17 protein-coding genes are annotated in these 18046 nt (G+C 67.9%); 15 read left to right on the top strand and 2 right to left on the bottom strand.

Annotated elements, in window-relative coordinates; translation table 11 throughout:
* Positions 1–2: 2 nt before the first annotated feature.
* Positions 3–893 carry a transcriptional regulator GcvA gene (gene gcvA / locus BLS50_RS23180; protein ID WP_074804337.1) on the bottom strand — a complete coding sequence of 297 codons (891 nt, stop codon included), beginning with the start codon at positions 891–893 and terminating at the stop codon, positions 3–5.
* Between the two features lie 134 nt (positions 894–1027).
* Here gcvA and BLS50_RS23175 point away from each other — a divergent pair, with 134 nt between their 5' ends.
* Entirely contained in the window at positions 1028–1732 is a 705-nt protein-coding gene (locus tag BLS50_RS23175; protein ID WP_074806633.1) for an SDR family oxidoreductase, read from the top strand.
* 203 nt (positions 1733–1935) lie between these two features.
* A complete protein-coding gene (locus BLS50_RS23165) occupies positions 1936–3213 on the top strand; it encodes an epoxide hydrolase family protein (RefSeq protein WP_074804334.1) in 1278 nt (425 codons plus the stop codon).
* A gap of 53 nt (positions 3214–3266) precedes the next feature.
* Here BLS50_RS23165 and BLS50_RS23160 read toward each other — a convergent pair whose 3' ends face one another.
* The gene (locus tag BLS50_RS23160) at positions 3267–4652 is read right to left on the bottom strand and encodes an aminotransferase-like domain-containing protein (RefSeq protein ID WP_074804332.1); all 1386 of its coding nucleotides are present in this window, start codon (positions 4650–4652) and stop codon (positions 3267–3269) included.
* Positions 4653–4814: 162 nt separating this feature from the next.
* On the opposite strand from BLS50_RS23160, the gene BLS50_RS23155 reads away from it, so the two are divergent.
* The 13 genes from BLS50_RS23155 to BLS50_RS23090 all read left to right on the top strand — a co-directional run bounded on the left by BLS50_RS23155 (position 4815) and on the right by BLS50_RS23090 (position 17999).
* Positions 4815–6101, top strand: coding sequence for a hydroxymethylglutaryl-CoA reductase, degradative (locus BLS50_RS23155; protein ID WP_012338747.1), 1287 nt, complete (start codon positions 4815–4817; stop codon positions 6099–6101).
* A 99-nt stretch (positions 6102–6200) separates the two neighbouring features.
* Positions 6201–6698, top strand: a complete 498-nt coding sequence (locus BLS50_RS23150; protein WP_011694549.1) for a hypothetical protein — start codon at positions 6201–6203, stop codon at positions 6696–6698.
* Positions 6698–8077: a tripartite tricarboxylate transporter permease gene (locus tag BLS50_RS23145; protein ID WP_069230647.1), complete on the top strand. Its 1380-nt coding sequence runs from the start codon at positions 6698–6700 to the stop codon at positions 8075–8077. The genes BLS50_RS23150 and BLS50_RS23145 overlap by 1 nt, the downstream gene beginning before the upstream one ends.
* Positions 8078–8333: 256 nt before the next feature.
* A complete protein-coding gene (locus tag BLS50_RS23135; protein ID WP_074804330.1) occupies positions 8334–9377 on the top strand; it encodes an alpha/beta fold hydrolase in 1044 nt (347 codons plus the stop codon).
* A complete protein-coding gene (locus BLS50_RS23130; protein WP_012338743.1) occupies positions 9377–9919 on the top strand; it encodes a cytochrome P460 family protein in 543 nt (180 codons plus the stop codon). Before BLS50_RS23135 ends, BLS50_RS23130 begins: the two co-directional genes overlap by 1 nt.
* A gap of 283 nt (positions 9920–10202) precedes the next feature.
* Positions 10203–10550: a DUF4148 domain-containing protein gene (locus tag BLS50_RS23125; RefSeq protein ID WP_006479766.1), complete on the top strand. Its 348-nt coding sequence runs from the start codon at positions 10203–10205 to the stop codon at positions 10548–10550.
* A gap of 84 nt (positions 10551–10634) precedes the next feature.
* Positions 10635–11426 carry an alpha/beta fold hydrolase gene (locus BLS50_RS23120; protein WP_074806629.1) on the top strand — a complete coding sequence of 264 codons (792 nt, stop codon included), beginning with the start codon at positions 10635–10637 and terminating at the stop codon, positions 11424–11426.
* A 76-nt stretch (positions 11427–11502) separates the two neighbouring features.
* Entirely contained in the window at positions 11503–12903 is a 1401-nt protein-coding gene (locus BLS50_RS23115; RefSeq protein WP_074804328.1) for an amidase family protein, read from the top strand.
* Positions 12904–13277: 374 nt separating this feature from the next.
* Positions 13278–13748, top strand: coding sequence for a rhodanese-like domain-containing protein (locus BLS50_RS23110; protein ID WP_012338739.1), 471 nt, complete (start codon positions 13278–13280; stop codon positions 13746–13748).
* A gap of 28 nt (positions 13749–13776) precedes the next feature.
* Positions 13777–14715 (top strand): serine O-acetyltransferase EpsC, encoded by a 939-nt coding sequence (gene epsC / locus BLS50_RS23105; protein WP_011694557.1) that lies wholly within the window; start codon positions 13777–13779, stop codon positions 14713–14715.
* An 8-nt stretch (positions 14716–14723) separates the two neighbouring features.
* Positions 14724–14945, top strand: coding sequence for a helix-turn-helix domain-containing protein (locus BLS50_RS23100; RefSeq protein ID WP_006484517.1), 222 nt, complete (start codon positions 14724–14726; stop codon positions 14943–14945).
* 137 nt (positions 14946–15082) lie between these two features.
* Positions 15083–16015 (top strand): family 2A encapsulin nanocompartment shell protein, encoded by a 933-nt coding sequence (locus BLS50_RS23095; protein ID WP_006479760.1) that lies wholly within the window; start codon positions 15083–15085, stop codon positions 16013–16015.
* Positions 15990–17999, top strand: a complete 2010-nt coding sequence (locus tag BLS50_RS23090) for a family 2A encapsulin nanocompartment cargo protein cysteine desulfurase (RefSeq protein ID WP_074804327.1) — start codon at positions 15990–15992, stop codon at positions 17997–17999. The genes BLS50_RS23095 and BLS50_RS23090 overlap by 26 nt, the downstream gene beginning before the upstream one ends.
* Positions 18000–18046 lie beyond the last annotated feature (47 nt).

Here is an 18046-nt window from a genome sequence, read left to right as displayed (position 1 = left end):
GTTCAAGGCCGCCCGTCCGACGCGGCCTGGATCATCCACGCGCGCATCACCGCGATCGCATCGTCGTCGCGGCGCTCGGCCGGATACACGAGATAGAACCCCATCGACAGCGGAAACGCGAAGTCGAACGGCTTGCACAGCCGGCCAGCGGCGATGTCGCGCTCGACGAGCGGCTCGGTCGCGAGCGCGATGCCCTGGCCCGCGACGGCCGCATCGATCGCGAGCGACGTCTGGTTGAAGCGCAGCCCCTTGTGCGGATCGACGTCGACCGGTGTGGGCATCGCCGCGAGGAACTCGGGCCACAGGTCATGCGCGTCGTGCAGCAGCACCTGCCCGGCGAGCGCGCGTGGCGAAGCCGGCGCGGTCAGCAGTGAGGGGCTGCACACCGCACACACGTCGAGCGGAAACAGCGCATGGGTGGCGAGATGCTTGCCGAACGGCGGCTTGCCGTAGCGGATCGCGAGATCGACGCCATCGTGGCGGAACGTCGCGATCTGCGGATCGGCGATCACGCGCACGTCGTAGTCGGGGTGTGCTTCGGTGAACTGCGCGAGCCGCGGGATCAGCCACTTCGACGCGAACGACGGCGTCGTGCTGATCGTGAGCGCCGCGCGCCGCTTGACGAGCTTGTCGGTGGCGTCGGCGATCGCATGCAGCGCGCGCTGCACGTCGGAGAAATACGCGGCGCCGTCGTGCGTGAGCGCGAGGCCGCGCGGCAGGCGCTCGAACAGCTTCAGGCCGAGCACGTCCTCGAGGTGGCGCACCTGCTGCGCGACGGCGCCCTGCGTGACGCCGATCTCGTCGGCGGCGGCGCGGAAATTGAGGTGCCGCGCGGACACTTCGAACGCACGAAGCGCATTCAATGGCGGCAGACGGGAAGGGCGTGGCGGCATCGTCAGGCTGTAGAAAAACTATCGGCTGGCGGCAGAAATACTGGTTCGACAGCCGGAATCGATGCGCCTACATTACCACCATGGCGCGCCGAATGGCGGCTGCGCGGCGGCAGAATCGGAATGAGGAGCGGATCGTGACTGTAGAAAAAGTGGCGTTGATCACGGCGGCGGGCAAGGGCATGGGCGCGGCGATCGCGCGCGAACTGGCGGCGACGGGCTATCGCGTCGCGCTGATGTCGCCGTCGGGCAGCGCGGTGGCGCTCGGCGAGGAACTGGGCGGCTTCGGCATCCAGGGCTCGGTGACGGAAGAGGCCGATATCGACACGCTCGTGCAGGAAACGATCGCGCGCTACGGGCGGATCGACGCGGTCGTGAACAACACCGGCCATCCGCCGAAGGGCGAGCTGCTGGCGATCACCGACGACAACTGGCACGCGGGCCTCGACCTGATCCTGCTGAACGTGGTGCGCGTGATGCGCCGCGTGACGCCGATCTTCCAGAAGCAGGGCGGCGGTGCGGTGGTGAACATCTCGAGCTTCGCGGCGGACGCGCCCGAGCAGCCGATGCCCGTGTCGTCGGCGCTGCGCGCGGCGTTGAGCGCGTGGACGCGCCTCTACGCGGAACGCTATGCGGCCGAGAATATCCGGATGAACGCGGTGCTGCCGGGCTTCATCGACAGCTGGCCGGAAACGCCGGAGATCGTCGCGCGCATTCCGGCCGGGCGCTTCGGCAAGACCGGAGAGATCGCGAAGACGGTTGCGTTCCTGCTGTCGGACGGCGCGGGCTACATCACCGGGCAGAACATTCGCGTCGACGGCGCGATCGTCAAGGCGCTCTGAGCGCCGCACCGGCGAGCGGCCGCGCAAGCGTGTTCGCTCGCCTCGCAGCAGCTACAAACGCGTACAAATCAGACAAATCCGGGATACATCAGACCTTTCGAATAGGCGACGCCGCGTGACGAGGGCGCGCCTGATTGAAAGCCTGGGCGCGATTCCGCGCGCGGCATGTTCACTTTCCACTTCACGAAAGGAGATGCCGAACGATGTCTTCCACACCGTTTTCCCCGATGCGTCGCCACCTGCTGGCCACTTCCGTGGCCGCCGGGGTCTCGGCGATGCTGCCCACCGCGCTGCATGCCGCCACCGGCGCGAACGGCATACGCCCGTTCACCGCACACATTCCCGATGAAGCTGTGGCCGACCTGCGCCGCCGCATTGCCGCGACGCGCTGGCCGGGCCGCGAGACCGTCGCCGACGAATCGCAGGGCGTGCGGCTCGCGCGCATGCAGGCGCTGCTGCGCTACTGGGGCACCGACTACGACTGGCGCAAGGGCGAGGCGCGCCTGAACGGTTTCCCGATGTTCATCACGGAAATCGACGGGCTCGACATTCATTTCATTCACGTGCGGTCGCGGCACGAAAACGCGATGCCGATGATCATGACGCACGGCTGGCCCGGTTCGATCTTCGAGTTGCTGAAGGCGATCGGCCCGCTGACCGACCCGACCGCGCACGGCGCGAGCGCGGACGATGCGTTTCATGTCGTCGTGCCGTCGCTGCCGGGCTTCGGCTTCTCGGGCCGGCCGACGAAGACCGGCTGGGGCTCCGACCACATCGCGCGAGCGTGGGGCGAGCTGATGGCGCGGCTCGGCTATACGCGTTTCGTGTCGCAGGGCGGCGACTGCGGCTCGGTGATCTCGCACCGGATGGCGATGCAGCGCGTGCAAGGTCTGGCCGGGATTCACGTGAACATGCCGGCGACGGTGCCGCCGGAGATCGCGACGCTGCTCGCGACCGATGCGCCCGCGCCGGCTTCGTTGTCGCCGAAGGAGAAGGCCGCGTACGAGAAGCTCGCGACGTTCTATCGCGACAACTGCGGCTACTCGGCGATGATGGTCACGCGGCCGCAGACGGTCGGCTATGCGCTGGCGGATTCTCCGTCCGGGCAGGCTGCGTGGATGTACGACAAGATTTCGCAGTGGACTTATAGCGGAGGTGTACCGGAACGCTCGATTCCGCGCGACGAGATCCTCGACGACATTTCGTTGTACTGGCTGACCAATACAGCGACGTCGGCTGCGCAGATCTACTGGGAGGATCACTCGAACAACTTCAACGCGGTGGATATCTCGTTGCCGGCGGCGATCACGGTGTTTCCGGGCGAGATCTACCAGGCGCCGCGCAGCTGGGCCGAGCGCAGTTATCACAACCTGATCTACTTCAACGAAGTCGACAAGGGCGGGCACTTCGCGGCATGGGAGGAGCCGGAATTGTTTGCGCGTGAAGTGCGTGCCGGGTTCCGGCCGTTGCGGCGCGTGTAAGCAGGGTGGCGCGACGAATGCGGGCCGGCCGGTTGCGCGGCTCGCGTTCGTTTTCAGGTCACCGCCTGCAACGCCTGCGCAAACCGCTTGTCCGCGAGATACGCGACGTTGAAGCGGCAATACTTCGACGGACGATCGGCCTGCGGCGAGAACACCGCCCCGGGCGCGAGGATCACGCCGCGCTCCAGCAGCGCCTGCGCGAGCGGCATCGAATCCGGCCAGCCGGGCAGCGCGGCCCACAGATACAGGTTCTGCTCGCACGGCCGATAGACTTCCGCGCCGAGACGGCCGAGCGCATCGAGCGCGGTACCGGTCGCGCGCCGCAGCTTCTCCTGCAGATGATTCGTATGCCTGAGAAAATGGCCATCGCTGACGATCGCATCGAGCGTGCGTTCGCAGTATTCCGAGCTGCTGACGTGCGTCAGCATCTTCACGTCGGCGAGATCGCTGGCAAGCGCCGCATTGCACGCGAGAAACCCGACACGCAGCGCGGCCGACACCGATTTCGAAAAACTGCCGATATAGATGGTGCGGCGCAACTGGTCGAGCGTCGCGATGCGCGTGAGCGAGCGCGGCCGCAGGTCGGCCAGCGCATCGTCCTCGACGATGATCAGGTCGTGCGCGTCGGCGAGTTGCAGGATGCGGTGCGCCTTGGCCGCGCTCGTATCGGTTGCGGTCGGGTTGTGGCCGACCGATTGCGTGAAGAACAGCTTCGGCCGGTACGCGGCGATGTGCTCGGCCAGCTTCGTGACGTCGGGGCCGTCGATCTCACGCGGCACGCCGACGATGTTCGCGCCGCTCAGTTTCAACTTGCCGAACAGCGGGTAGTAGCCGGGATCGTCGACGAGCACGGTGTCGCCGGGGCGCACGAAGTAGCGCAGCACGAGGTCCATCGCCTGGTTCGCGCCATGCGTGAGCACGATCTGCGCGGGCGGCGCCTCGATCTCGTAGCCGGCGAGCTTCTGCTGCAGCGACTGGCGCAGCGGCAGGTAGCCGAAGCGGCTGCCGTAGCGGAAGAGCGACGCGGCGCTCGTGCGCATGATGCGCTGCTGGTACTGGTTCAGCCGCGTTTCCTCGAGCCACTCGATCGGCGGGAAGCCTTCGCCGAGATTGAGCACGTCGGGCTTCGCGTGCAGTTGCTCGCGCATCAGCCACACGATGTCCATCGCGCGGTCGAGCGAGCTCGGCTCGTCGAGGTCGGGCGCGGCCGCCGCGCGTCGTGTGACGAAGAAGCCCGAGCCGCGGCGCGGCTCGATCAGGCCGTCGGCCGCGAGCATCTCGAACGCGCTGATCACAGTGTTCTTCGAGCAGCCGGATGCCTCAGCGTATTCCCTGATCGACGGCAGTTTCGTGCCGGCCGCCAACACCCCTTCCTCGATCTGTCTGGCGAGATTGTCCGCCATCGCGCCAGACAGGCTGGCTTTTGCACGCTGTTTCATCGGAATCTTCCGTCGGGACGGCCCACTGTCATGGGTACGGTTGAGTGACTGTCTGCGCCGTCTGTACCTTTTCAATGGGTACAGCATGACTATTATTCGGCTGTCCGCCGCCCGCCGCAAGCACCGACGGGCGACATCGCCACCCGCAACAGTCAACCCATCATGCCGATCGATTCCGCCTTGCCGAACTTCCGCTCGCTGACGCCCGAGCAACGCCTGTCCCACCTGTCCCGTATCGTCGGGCTCGACGATGCCGAGCACGCGCTGCTCGCTCAACCGGGCGCGCTGCCGCTCGATACCGCGAACGGGATGATCGAGAACGTGATCGGCACGTTCGAGCTGCCGATGGCGGTGGCCGGCTACTTCCGGATCAACGATCGGGACGTGATCGTGCCGATGGCCGTCGAGGAGCCGTCGATCGTGGCGGCCGCCTCGTATATGGCGAAGCTTTCCCGCGCGGCGGGCGGCTTCCGCACGTCGAGCAGCGGCCCGCTGATGCGTGCGCAGGTACAGGTGATCGGCGTCGACGATCCGTATGGCGCGCGGCTCGCGATCCTGCGTCATGCGGCCGAACTGATCGCCCTCGCGAACAGTCGCGACAAGGTGCTGGTCGGCCTCGGCGGCGGCTGCCGCGACATCGAGGTTCATGTGTTCCCCGACACGCCGCGCGGCGCGATGATCGTCGCGCACCTGATCGTCGACGTGCGCGACGCGATGGGCGCGAACACGGTCAACACGATGGCCGAAACCGTCGCGACGCGCATCGAGGCGATTACCGGCGGCCAGGTACGGTTGCGGATACTGTCCAACCTCGCCGACCTGCGGTTGGCGCGCGCAGAGGTACGGTACTCGGCCGCGACGCTCGCGACCGACGATTACGCCGGCGAAGCGGTGATCGACCGCGTGATCGACGCATACGTGTTCGCGGCGACCGATCCGTACCGCGCGGCGACCCACAACAAGGGCATCATGAACGGCATCGACCCGGTGGTGGTCGCGACCGGCAACGACTGGCGCGCGGTCGAGGCCGGCGCGCATGCGTACGCGAGCCGCAGCGGCCGCTATACGTCGCTGACGACGTGGGAGAAGGCCGCCAACGGAGACCTCGTCGGCACGATCGAGATGCCGATGCCGGTCGGGCTCGTCGGCGGCGCGACGAAGACGCATCCGCTCGCGCGCCTCGCGTTGAAGATCATGAACGTGACGTCCGCGCAGGAACTCGGCGAAATTGCGGTCGCGGTCGGGCTTGCGCAGAATCTCGGTGCGCTGCGCGCGCTCGCGACCGAAGGCATCCAGCGCGGCCACATGGCGCTGCATGCGCGCAACATCGCCGTCGCGGCCGGCGCGACCGGCGCCGACATCGACCGGATCGCGCAGCAGATGGTCGCGGCGAAGGACGTGCGCACCGATTTCGCCGTCGAGCTGCTCGCGGGCCGCAGCGGCGGCTGAGGCGTGGCTGACGCGCGGCTGCGCGCCGCGTGATCGATGCGGCGTGCAGTCCGCGCCGCGCCGGCCCGGCCGGCGACATATCAAACCAGGAGGAGACACATGGAACAGACCGGTTCAAGCGCCGTCGCACCCGCGCCGCATCGCACCCGGCCGTTGGCCGGCGCCGATGCGGCGGCCACGACGCTCGTCGAGGTATGGGGCGACACGGTGGCGACGAAGCATCTCGCGTGGTCGGTGCTGCTCGGCATCGCGATCAGCCTCGGCGCGTTCGAAATCGGCCGCATCGCGCTCGCATCGTTCGTGCACGACGCGGCGATCGCACGTGCTTATGCGATGCTGATCGGCCTCGGCGGCTGCCTGCTGGCTGGCACGATCTGCGCCGTGCTGTTCAAGCCGAAGCGCACGGTGATCGAACATGCGGCGGGCAGCGCCGAGCGCGACGACGCCTTGCGGCAACTCGCCGAAGCATCGGGCGGACTCGGCGCGACGAGCGACCTGTCGGCCAGCGCGCGCGCCGAGATGGAGGAACTCGGGCTGCTCGACCTGTTCGCGTCGTACGACGCGTCGACCGGGCGCGCACGCGCGGGAGGCCGCTGATGGACGCACTGCTGCAGGCGTGGCCGGCCGCGTTCGCGATGGGGCTGCTCGGCGCGATCGTGTTCTCCGGCATCGGGCTGATCTCCGGCACCGACGAAACGACGACGATCGCGCCGCTCACGTTGCTCGTCGCGCTGCTCGGCGTGCCACCGGCCGGTGTGTTCACGTTTTTTCTCGCTGGCGCGGTGGCCAAGCACATCACGCATGCAATCCCGACCGCGCTGCTCGGCATTCCCGGCGACACGATGGCCGCGCCGCTGCTGCAACAGGCGACGCTGCTGCGCGCGCTCGGCGTGCCGCACATCGCGCTGCGCAAGATGATCTCCGGCGCAATCGTCGCCGCGTTCGTCGCGCTGCCGCTCGCGGTGCTGTTCGCGTCGTTGCTCGCGCCGTTCGGCGCGGCGATCGCGAAGGCCGCGCCGTGGGTGTTCCTCGCGGCGGCCGTCGGCATCGCGTACTGCTCGGCGGGGCGCTGGGCATCGGTACTGCTGCTGGTGCCGTTCGTGATGCTGGTGGTCGGGCTGCAGGCGCTCACGGGTCATTACGGCGTGAAGCTGAGCGTCAGCTACTTCCTCGGGATCGCGATCGGCCCGCTGGTGGCCGACCTGTTCTCGATCCTGTCGCCGGCCGAGCGGCGGCGCATGCGCCGCGACGGGCCGTCGACGTTCGTGCTCGCGCCCGACGTGAAAAGCTGGCGCGGCTATTTCCCCAATCCGCTGAAGGTACTCGACCGCGAGCAGGTCGCGTGGACGGTCGGCACGGCGGCCGTGTCGAGCGCGACGTTCGTGTTCAGCCCGGTCGCGATGACGGTGCTGATGGGCGAGATCGTCGGCGCGCGCGTGCGTCATGCGTACCAGCGCCTGACGACCGTGATCGCCGCACGCAACGGCGTGACCGAGGCCACCTATATCGCCGAAGCGCTGATTCCGCTGATCGCATTCGGGCTGCCGCTGAGCCCGGTGGCGGCCGGCCCGGCCGCGCCGCTGTTCAATGCGCCGCCGCGCTTCACGGTCGACGCGGCGAGCGGGCAGATCCACAACCTGCATACGCTGATGAGCTGGCCCGAGTTCCTCGGCTACGGGCTGCTGTCGATCGTGCTGGCCGCGCTGATCGCGTATCCGCTCGCGATGCACCACGCGCACCGCGCGGCGTCGTTCGTCGCGCGCAAGCTGAGCCACGAAGCGATCATCGCGACCTTCGCGGGGTTGATCGTCGTGATCGGCGTGTGGGAAGGGCAACTGCTCGGGCTCGCCGTGATCGTGACGATCGGCCTGTTCGGCGGGCTGCTGTCGCGCCTGTTCGCGTTCAACACCGGCGTGCAGTTCATGGGCTATTACGTCGCGGTGCTCAGCGTGCCCGCGATCGCCAGGCTGTTCTGACTCGCCGGCGCACGGGGCCGCGAGTGCCGCGCGGCTGTGCCGAAGCGTCGTTTTCCCGCGATTTTTGAATCGCTGTGTGTCGTGTTCGCACACGGATACGTTGAGATACAAAGCGTCCGGACGGTTCGGATATAAAACCGGTGAAGCGATTCACACGGCGGCGCGGTGCCATGCGCTACCGCTGCGAATGGCGAGAACCGGTTGCCCGCATGTGCCGCGGGCCCTTTCCTTAGCGATCGACAATGGAGAACGAGTCATGCCTGATACCGTGAACACCCGCCGCCGCCTGATCCTGGGCTCGACGCTGGCGAGCCTGAGCCTCGCCGACCTCGGCTTCAGCGCACTCGCGCAGGCGCAGTCGGCGCCCGATGCATCCGCGGCGAAGCGCCCGGCCGGCGTCGCGTCGCTGGGCACGATCCACCAGATCGACGCGGGCGTGCTCAACGTCGGGTATGCGGATCTCGGCCCGAAGAACGGCCCCGTCGTGTTCCTGCTGCACGGCTGGCCGTACGACATCTACAGCTACGCGGACGTCGCGCCGCTGCTCGTCGCGGCCGGCTATCGCGTGATCGTGCCGTACCTGCGCGGCTACGGCTCGACGACGTTCCGCTCGGCCGACACGGTACGCAACGGCCAGCAGGCGGTGACGGCCGTCGACATCGTCGCGCTGATGGACGCGCTGAAGATCGACAGCGCAGTGTTCGGCGGCTACGACTGGGGCGCACGCACGGCCGACGTCATCGCGGCGCTGTGGCCGCAGCGCGTGAAGGCGCTGGTGTCGGTGAGCGGCTACCTGATCGGCAGCCAGGCGGCGAACGCCAAGCCGCTGCCGCCGCAGGCCGAATTCCAGTGGTGGTATCAGTTCTATTTCACGACGGAGCGCGGCGAACTCGGCTATGCGCAGAACCGCGAGGCGTTCAACAAGCTGATCTGGCAACTCGCGTCGCCGAAGTGGCAGTTCTCCGACGAAACCTATGCGCGCTCGGCCGCATCGTTCCGGAATCCCGACCACGTGGCCGTCGTGATCCACAACTATCGCTGGCGTCTCGGGCTCGCGAAGGGCGAAGCGCAATACGACGACATCGAGCGGCGTCTCGCGGCGGGGCCTGCGATCACCGTGCCGACGATCACGATGGAAGGCGACGCGAACGGCGCGCCGCATCCGGAGCCGGCCGCGTACGCGAAGAAGTTCACCGGCAAGTACCAGCACCGGACCATCACCGGCGGCATCGGCCACAACCTGCCGCAGGAAGCGCCGCAGGCATTCGCCGATGCGGTCCTGCAAGTGGAGCATCTGTGATGCGGGCCCGTGTAGGGCTCGGGCGGCGCGGTGTGCGTCGTGCGCTCGTCGCGGGTGTGCTGCTGGCCGGCGCGTGGTCGGCGAGCGGGCCGGCCGCGTTCGCGGAACAACCGAAACCGGCCGCGGCCGCGTCGCCGATCTACGGCGTGACGATTCCGCCCGGCTACCGGAAGTGGGAGATGGTCGCGCCGGCCGAAGAGGCCGCCCCGCTCGACGAGCTGCGCGTGGTGCTCGGCAACCCGGTCGCGATCCGCGCGCTCGAACAGGCGACGCTGCCGTTTCCGGATGGCACGATCCTTGTGAAGCTCGCGTACAAGCGCAAGCAGTCCGACGAGTTCGCGCCCGCGACGGTGCCCGGCCAGGCGACGACCGTGCAGGTGATGGTGAAGGATTCACGCCGTTACGCAGCGACGGGCGGCTGGGGATTCGGGCGCTTCGTCAACGGCGTGCCGGCCGACATCGGCCAGCATCAGACGTGCTTTGCGTGCCATCAGGCGCGGGTAAAGAATCACGACTACGTATTCACGCGGCTTGCGCCGTGACGTGACACGGCGGTGTGAAGGCGAAGGAAAGGCGTGCCCCGCGAGGCACGCCTTTTTTCGTGGTGCGTAGCGCGAGGCGAAACGAATCCCCTCGGCAAGCGGGTTTGTATCGCTCTGTATCTGCGGCCGCTCCTGAAAAACTGGCATGCAGAAAGCCCGGTTTCGGAAACATGCCGGATACGTGCGCGGGTTCTACTGTCGACATGCAGCAAACGTTCGGTGCCAGACGTTCGCACCGGATGCCAAGTGATCGACCACCCAACTTCGTTCAAGGAGAAATCTCATGAAAGCCGCTCGAATCCTCGCCGTTGCCGTTCTCGCCGTCGCACCCGCACTGTCGTTCGCCGATACCGGCCACGGCCTCACGCGTGCCGAAGTGCGCGCCGACCTCGTCCGTCTCGAGAAGGCCGGCTACAACCCGGCCGGCAGCGAAGCGCATTACCCGGACGACATCGCCGCCGCAGAGCATGCCGTCGCGGCTGCCGAGCAGGTCGCGCGTTCCGACCAGAACGGCCCGTCGAAGTCGCAAGACGACAACGTGGCCGATGCGTCGACGCCGGCCGGCCATCGCGATGCCGCACCGTCGCGTGCGGCACGCAACGCCGCCGACGACCTGTACGCGCATTCGTGATCTCGCGTCGCGCCTGTCGCATGCAGGCGCGATCGCTCAGACAGCACTTCACTTCAACGACACGATAAAGAAAGGAGCATGACGATGGCCGGTTTGATGAAACGCGCTCTGGTATCCGCCGCGATGATCGGCGGACTGTTCGGCGCGGTCGCGGCGCAGGCCGCGCCGAAGGAAGACCTGAAGGGCACCAACGTCGTGCTCGTACATGGCGCGTTCGCCGACGGGTCGAGCTGGAACCGCGTGATTCCGCTACTCGAGGCGCGCGGCCTGCACGTCGTGTCGGTGCAGAATCCGCTGAGCTCGCTCGCCGACGATGCTGCCGCGACGAAGCGCACGGTCGACGAACAGAAGGGACCGGTCGTGCTGGTCGGCCATTCGTGGGCCGGCGTCGTGATCAGCGATGCGGGCAACGACGACAAGGTGAAGTCGCTCGTATACGTCGCGGCGTTCGCGCCCGACAACGGCCAGTCGATCGCGGACGTCACGCAGGGGCTGCCGGCGCCGTCATGGGCCGGCGAGCTGCGCAAGGACGCGGGCGGTTTCGCGCGGCTGTCGGACAAGGCGATCGCGCAGGATTTCGCGCCGGATCTGCCGCCCGCGCAGCAGCGCCTCGTTGCCGCGACGCAGGGGCCGTGGTACGGCGGGTGCATCTCGGAGAAGGTCACGCAGGCGGCGTGGCATGCGAAGCCGTCGACGTTCGTGGTCGCGACACAGGACCGGATGATCGATCCGGCGCTGCAGGAAGCGATGGCGAAGCGGATCGGCGCGACGGTCACGCGCGTGAATGCCAGCCACGTCGCGATGCTGAGCCAGCCGAAGGCCGTGGCCGACGCGATCATTGCCGCCGCCGAGCGCGCGAAGCAGGATACGCAGTGAGCGAATGCGGCGCCGCGCTGTCGTGAGGCGGTGCGGCGCCGCGCGTGATCGTGATGTCTTTTCACCAGGAGAAGTCATGACCGAACTCTGGCAACTGTCGGCAACCGAGCTCGCGAAACGCGTGCGGCAGCGCGACGTATCGGCGCGCGAAGTGGCGGACGCGGTGCTCGATCGTCTCGATGCCGTGAATCCGGCGATCAACGCGGTGGTCGAACATCGTCCCGACGATGTGCGGCGGCAGGCCGACGAAGTCGATCGTGCGATCGCGCGCGGCGACGATCCGGGGCCGCTCGCGGGCGTACCGGTGACCGTGAAGATCAACGTCGATCAGGCCGGCTTTGCGACGACCAACGGCACGCGCCTGCAGGAAAACCTGATCGCGCATGCTGACAGCCCGGTGGTCGCGAACATCCGCAAGGCCGGCGGGGTGCTGCTCGGCCGTACCAATTCGCCGACGTTCGCACTGCGCTGGTTCACGTCGAACCTCGTGCATGGCCATACGCGCAACCCGCGCAATCGGTCGCTGACGCCGGGCGGATCGAGCGGCGGCGCGGCGGCGGCCGTGGCGGCCGGGATCGGCCCGCTCGCGGTCGGCACCGACATCGGCGGCTCGGTGCGCTACCCGGCCTATGCGTGCGGCGTGCACGGGATACGGCCGTCGCTCGGTCGCGTGCCGGCGTTCAATGCGTCGTCGCCGGAGCGGGCGATCGGCGCGCAACTGATGTCGGCGGCTGGACCGATCGCGCGCACGATCGACGATCTCTCGCTCGCGCTGCGGGCGTTCTCCGCGCCGGACCCGCGCGATCCGTGGCACGTCGCGGTGCCGTTCGACGGGCGCGAGGTGCCGAAGCGCGCGGCGTTGTGCTTGCGTCCGCGCGGCCTGGAGGTCGTGCCCGAAGTCGAGGCTGCGTTGCGCGATGCCGCGCGTCGGCTCGTCGATGCGGGCTGGACCGTCGACGAGATCGACGATACGCCGCCGATGCGCGAGGCTGCGCTGCTGCAGGAACAGCTGTGGCTCGGCGATGGTTTCGACGCGCTGGCGAATGCCGCGGAGCAAGACGGCGATCCGGGTGCGGCCGCGGTGATCGCCGCCGTGCGCGGCAAGGTGCGCGATCTGCCGGCGGATGTGATCAGCCGTGCGCTGGTCCGGCGCACGACGTTGACGCGAGAGTGGCGGCTGTTTCTCGACGAATGTCCGGTGTTGCTGCTGCCTGTTTCAGCGGAACTGCCGTTCCCCGACGAACTCGATCGGCAAGGGCCGGAAGGGTTCGATCGCGTGTGGGAAGCGCAGCTCACGTTGCGCGCGCTGCCCGCGATGGGGCTGCCGGGGCTGGCGGTCACGACGTCGCTCGTGAACGGTGTGCCGGTGGGCGTGCAAGTGGTGGCCACGCATCATCGCGAGGATCTGTGTCTGCTTGCCGGGCGCGATATCGAGGCCCGTGGGGCGCCGGTTGTGCCGGTCGACCCGGTGGTATGACATCCTGAAGAACCCATGCATCGGCGAGGCTCGGTGGCGTCGTCGCTGCATGGCCTGATCCGCCCCATTTCGGATTCCATGACGATGCGCCGAATGCCGCGCTGATCGTTCTTCCCCTTCCTTTCAAACCCCTTCGATGCACGCCATCGAACGGTCCTCGCCTTCCATTTCCATCCCGCCATCAACCGCGCACCGATAGCGCGCGTCTGCTATTGCATTCCCCGCGGCGCTGATTAGGAAATGAATTTTTATTGGTTCTGCTTCCCCGGCCGCACTCGCATAGTGGCGTTGACGGCTATAGACAGCACGCAAGCTGCAACAGCCGCATTCCCGGTGTCTTTGTTCATACGAATCTGAGAATACAAGGAAGTGTCATGACGGTTGAACTGCAAGAACGAACCGCTGCGCAGCAGGCGCTCGAAGACGCGCGCGCGGCGGCCCTGGCGGCTGGCAAGCCTTACGCGGGCGGCGTTGCGCCGGAAACCGCATGGGCGTTGTTCTCGGCGGGCGACGCCGTGCTGGTGGACGTGCGCACGGCCGAGGAACGGAAATTCGTCGGCTACGTGCCGGAGTCGCTGCACGTGCCGTGGGCGACCGGCACGAGCCTGACGCGCAACCCGCGCTTCGTGCGCGAACTGGAAGCGAAGACCGGCAAGGACGCGGTCGTGTTGCTGTTGTGCCGCAGCGGCAACCGCTCGGCGCAGGCGGCCGAGGCCGCGGCGAAGGGCGGTTTCACGCAGGTTTTCAATGTGCTCGAAGGCTTCGAGGGCGACCTCGACGAGCGGCAGCATCGCGGCGGCCAAAACGGTTGGCGCTTCCGCGGCCTGCCTTGGGCGCAGGATTGATTCACGGCGGTTACGGGGAGAAAGCAGCATGGCCGCATTCGATATCGACGACATCGTTCAATCGCTGCAGACGGTGCGTCGCGCATGGCGCGAAAAGCAGCGGCGTTCGCTCGAACCCGGCGGGCGCGATTTGCCGGCGCGCGAAGCGCTCGCGCAGATCGTCGGCGCACTGAAAGGCGTGCTGTTCCCGATGCGGCTCGGGCCGCCCGACCTGCGGCAGGAAAGCGAGAACTTCCACGTGGCCCACGCGCTCGACGCGGCGCTGAATGCGTTGCTCACGCAGGTGACGCTCGAATTGCGCTACGCGGCGCGTCACCGCAATGCCGACGGGCCGGCGGACAACCTCGACGAAGTTGCGTCGAAGGCCGTGCAGGCGTTCGCCGCGCGCTTGCCGGAGATTCGCCGGCTGCTCGACAGCGACGTGCTGGCGGCGTTTCACGGCGATCCGGCGGCCGGCAGCGTCGACGAGGTGCTGCTGTGCTATCCGGGCATCCTCGCGATGATTCACCACCGGCTCGCGCACGAACTGTACGGGCTCGGCCTGCCGCTGCTCGCGCGGATCATCGCCGAGCAGGCGCATGCGGAAACGGGCATCGACATTCATCCGGGCGCGCGCATCGGCGCGGGCTTCTTCATCGACCACGGCACGGGTGTCGTGATCGGCGAGACGGCGATCATCGGCGAGCGCGTGCGCGTGTATCAGGCTGTCACGCTCGGCGCGAAGCGCTTTCCACGCGATGCGGCCGGCCATCTGGAGAAAGGGCTCGCGCGCCATCCGATCGTCGAGGACGACGTGGTGATCTATGCGGGCGCAACGATCCTCGGCCGCGTGACGATCGGGCGCGGCGCGGTGATCGGCGGTAACGTGTGGCTCACGCAGGACGTGCCGGCCGGCGAAAACGTCACGCAGGCCGTGCTGCGCAGCGAAGCGAACGCCGCGCCGCGCACGGCGGCGCGCGTCGCCTAGGAGGCGCGATGAGCGACCTCATCCATCACTTCGGCGCCACCGTGCGCAAGCTGCGCGAAGCGCGCACGTGGTCGCAGGAGCAACTGGCCGAGCATGCCGGGCTGAACCGCTCGTACGTCGGCGAGATCGAGCGCGGCGAGGCGATCGCGTCGATCGTCACGGCCGACAAGATCGCGCGCGCCTTCGACGTGTCGATCTCGACGCTGCTGCCGGGCGCGTACGTCACCTGAGGTCGCGCTGCATCGTTTCCCCTTTCGGGTGCACGACCTGACGGCTATAGCATGTTGAGCCGGCAGGGGCGTGCTTCCGATAATCACCCAGCGTCATAAGCAATCCCGTTTTTCATCTTAAGAACCCGGAGCCACACATGTCGACCGTTGCAAGCGGCACGGCTGCGCTGAGCGATCACGCCGCCCGCCAACTAGCGAACGCTACCAAGACCGTCCCCCAGCTTTCCACGATCACGCCGCGCTGGCTGACCCATCTGCTGCAATGGGTGCCGGTCGAGGCCGGCATCTATCGCCTGAACCAGGTGAAGAACCCGGAAGCCGTGCGTGCCGCGTGCACGCAGCTCGAGGACGAAAGCGTGCTGCCGCAGACGTTCGTGCCGTACGAGGAACAGCCGCGCGAGTACTTCCTGAACGCGGTGAGCACGGTGCTCGACGTGCATACGCGGATCTCCGATCTTTACAGCAGTCCTCATGACCAGATCAAGGAACAGCTGCGCCTGACGATCGAGACGATCAAGGAGCTGCAGGAAAGCCAGCTGATCAACAACCCCGACTACGGGCTGCTCGCGAACGTGACCGACGAACAGCGGATCTTCCCGCTGACGGGGGCGCCGACGCCGGACGATCTCGACGAGCTGCTGACGAAGGTGTGGAAGGAGCCGGCATTCTTCCTCACGCACCCGCTCGCGATCGCCGCGTTCGGCCGCGAATGCACGCGGCGCGGCGTGCCGCCGCCGACGGTCAGCCTGTTCGGCTCGCAATTCCTGACGTGGCGCGGCATTCCGCTGATTCCGTCGGACAAGGTGCCGGTCGCGGACGGCAAGACCAAGATCCTGCTGCTGCGCGTCGGCGACAAGCGTCAGGGCGTCGTCGGCCTGTATCAGCCGGGCGTCGCGGGCGAGCAGGGGCCGGGCCTGTCGGTGCGCTTCATGGGGATCAACAACCAGGCGATCGCGTCGTACCTGATCTCGCTGTATTGCTCGCTCGCGGTCCATTCGCCGGATGCGCTGGCTGTCCTCGATGACGTCGAAATCGCCAAGTTCCATGACTATCCCGACACCTACCGTTAATCCCGGCCTGGCCGGCGGCGACGCGCACGCGTTGCCGCATGCGCCGCTGCCGGCCGGCTTGCCCGACCCGGCGACGCTTGCGCGGCTCGCGTCCGAGTTCTTCGCGACGCCGCCCGGGCAGGCCACTGCGCCCGGGTTGTCGGCGGGCAGCGGCGCGGTCGGCGGCGTGCCGTCGGCCTTGCCCGCGGCGGCGCCGATTCTCGCGTCGGTGAGCAACCCGGTGCCGGGCGGTTCGCCGCTCGCGGGCCCGGGCGGGGCGGGCACCGGCGTACCGGGGCTCGCGCTGCCGCAAGGCAAGGTACCGGGTGCGAACCTCACGCCGTCCGCGCCGACGCACGTGCTGTCGCTCGGCAACCGCGCACCCGCGCTCGCGCCGCATGCGGCCGCGCAGAACGGGTTGCCCGACAACGTCGTATCGATCGCGCCCGCGCTCGAACCGCGGGTCGGCGGCGCGGCGCTCGGCGTGCCGCAGGTGAATGCGCCGGCACCGGAAGGCGCGGCGAAGGCGTCGCCGTACTACTTCACCGACGGTTCGCTGCAGGGCTGGCAGGGGACGCCGCAGGACATCGTCGTGCCGTCGAACGGCCTCGCGTCGCCGGAAGCGTTCGGGCTGCCGGGCGACGACGCGCTGCGCGCGCTGCTCGCCGTGCAGCGCGACGTGCCGGTGTCGCGTGCGTCGGGCGCATCGGGCGCCGACGTGCCGCGTTATTTCATCGACGATGCGCACGCAGCCGAGCCGCAAGGCCAGCTGTATCGTGGCGCTCATCCGCCGTTCGACGTGAACGCGATCCGCCGCGATTTCCCGATCCTGCAGGAGCGCGTGAACGGCAAGCAGCTCGTCTGGTTCGACAACGCGGCGACGACGCACAAGCCGCAGGCCGTGATCGACCGCCTCGCTTACTTCTACGCACACGAGAACTCGAACATCCACCGCGCGGCGCATGCACTGGCCGGCCGTGCGACGGATGCGTACGAGCATGCACGGGAAACGGTGCAGCGCTTCATCGGCGCATCGTCGCCCGACGAGATCGTGTTCGTGCGCGGCACGACCGAGGCGATCAACCTGATCGCGAAGACGTGGGGCGTGCAGAACGTCGGAGAAGGCGACGAGATCGTCGTGTCGCATCTCGAGCATCACGCGAACATCGTGCCGTGGCAGCAGCTTGCCGCGCTCAAGGGCGCGAAGCTGCGCGTGATTCCGGTCGACGATTCGGGGCAGGTGCTGCTCGACGAATACCGGAAGCTGCTCAACGATCGCACGAAGATCGTGTCGGTCACGCAGGTATCGAACGCGCTCGGCACGGTCGTGCCGGTGAAGGAGATCGTCGAGCTTGCGCATCGCGCGGGCGCGAAGGCGCTGGTCGACGGTGCGCAGTCGATCTCGCACATGCGTGTCGACGTGCAGGCGCTCGATGCGGATTTCTTCGTGTTCTCCGGGCACAAGATCTACGGGCCGACCGGGATCGGCGTGGTGTACGGCAAGCGCGCGATCCTCGACGACATGCCGCCGTGGCAGGGTGGCGGCAACATGATCGCGGACGTGACGTTCGAGCGCACGGTGTTCCAGCCGCCGCCGAACCGTTTCGAAGCCGGCACCGGCAACATCGCGGATGCGGTGGGGCTCGGCGCGGCGCTCGACTACGTGAACCGTGTCGGCATCGAGAACATCGCGCGCTACGAGCACAATCTGCTTGCGTATGCGACGAGCGTGCTCGCGCCGGTGCCGGGCGTGCGGCTCGTCGGCACCGCGCGCGACAAGGCGAGCGTGCTGTCGTTCGTGCTGAAGGGCTATGAAACCGAGGAAGTCGGGCAGGCGCTGAACGAAGAGGGCATCGCGGTGCGCTCGGGGCATCACTGCGCGCAACCGATCCTGCGGCGCTTCGGGCTCGAAGCCACGGTGCGACCGTCGCTCGCGTTCTACAACACGTGCGACGAAGTCGATGCGTTGGTGAGTGTCGTCAGGAGACTGGCGGCGCGGCGCTGACGTTGTCGTTGTGCTGATGTTGTCTGCTTGCGGCGGCCTTTGCGGGC

This window comes from Burkholderia orbicola (assembly GCF_900100915.1).
GTDB classification, from domain to species: domain Bacteria; phylum Pseudomonadota; class Gammaproteobacteria; order Burkholderiales; family Burkholderiaceae; genus Burkholderia; species Burkholderia orbicola.
The sequence above is the reverse complement of the archived record's forward strand: the minus strand, read 5'-3'. Positions and strand labels throughout refer to the sequence as shown.

Coding starts and splice junctions, on each gene's coding strand:
- BLS50_RS23120 (WP_074806629.1), top strand. CDS start 10,635: ATGGCCGGTTTGATGAAACGCGCTCTGGTATCCGCCGCGATGATCGGC.
- BLS50_RS23145 (WP_069230647.1), top strand. CDS start 6,698: ATGGACGCACTGCTGCAGGCGTGGCCGGCCGCGTTCGCGATGGGGCTG.
- BLS50_RS23110 (WP_012338739.1), top strand. CDS start 13,278: ATGACGGTTGAACTGCAAGAACGAACCGCTGCGCAGCAGGCGCTCGAA.
- BLS50_RS23165 (WP_074804334.1), top strand. CDS start 1,936: ATGTCTTCCACACCGTTTTCCCCGATGCGTCGCCACCTGCTGGCCACT.
- gcvA (WP_074804337.1), bottom strand. CDS start 893: ATGCCGCCACGCCCTTCCCGTCTGCCGCCATTGAATGCGCTTCGTGCG.
- BLS50_RS23155 (WP_012338747.1), top strand. CDS start 4,815: ATGCCGATCGATTCCGCCTTGCCGAACTTCCGCTCGCTGACGCCCGAG.
- BLS50_RS23090 (WP_074804327.1), top strand. CDS start 15,990: ATGACTATCCCGACACCTACCGTTAATCCCGGCCTGGCCGGCGGCGAC.
- BLS50_RS23125 (WP_006479766.1), top strand. CDS start 10,203: ATGAAAGCCGCTCGAATCCTCGCCGTTGCCGTTCTCGCCGTCGCACCC.
- BLS50_RS23150 (WP_011694549.1), top strand. CDS start 6,201: ATGGAACAGACCGGTTCAAGCGCCGTCGCACCCGCGCCGCATCGCACC.
- BLS50_RS23100 (WP_006484517.1), top strand. CDS start 14,724: ATGAGCGACCTCATCCATCACTTCGGCGCCACCGTGCGCAAGCTGCGC.
- BLS50_RS23115 (WP_074804328.1), top strand. CDS start 11,503: ATGACCGAACTCTGGCAACTGTCGGCAACCGAGCTCGCGAAACGCGTG.
- epsC (WP_011694557.1), top strand. CDS start 13,777: ATGGCCGCATTCGATATCGACGACATCGTTCAATCGCTGCAGACGGTG.
- BLS50_RS23135 (WP_074804330.1), top strand. CDS start 8,334: ATGCCTGATACCGTGAACACCCGCCGCCGCCTGATCCTGGGCTCGACG.
- BLS50_RS23130 (WP_012338743.1), top strand. CDS start 9,377: ATGCGGGCCCGTGTAGGGCTCGGGCGGCGCGGTGTGCGTCGTGCGCTC.
- BLS50_RS23160 (WP_074804332.1), bottom strand. CDS start 4,652: ATGAAACAGCGTGCAAAAGCCAGCCTGTCTGGCGCGATGGCGGACAAT.
- BLS50_RS23095 (WP_006479760.1), top strand. CDS start 15,083: ATGTCGACCGTTGCAAGCGGCACGGCTGCGCTGAGCGATCACGCCGCC.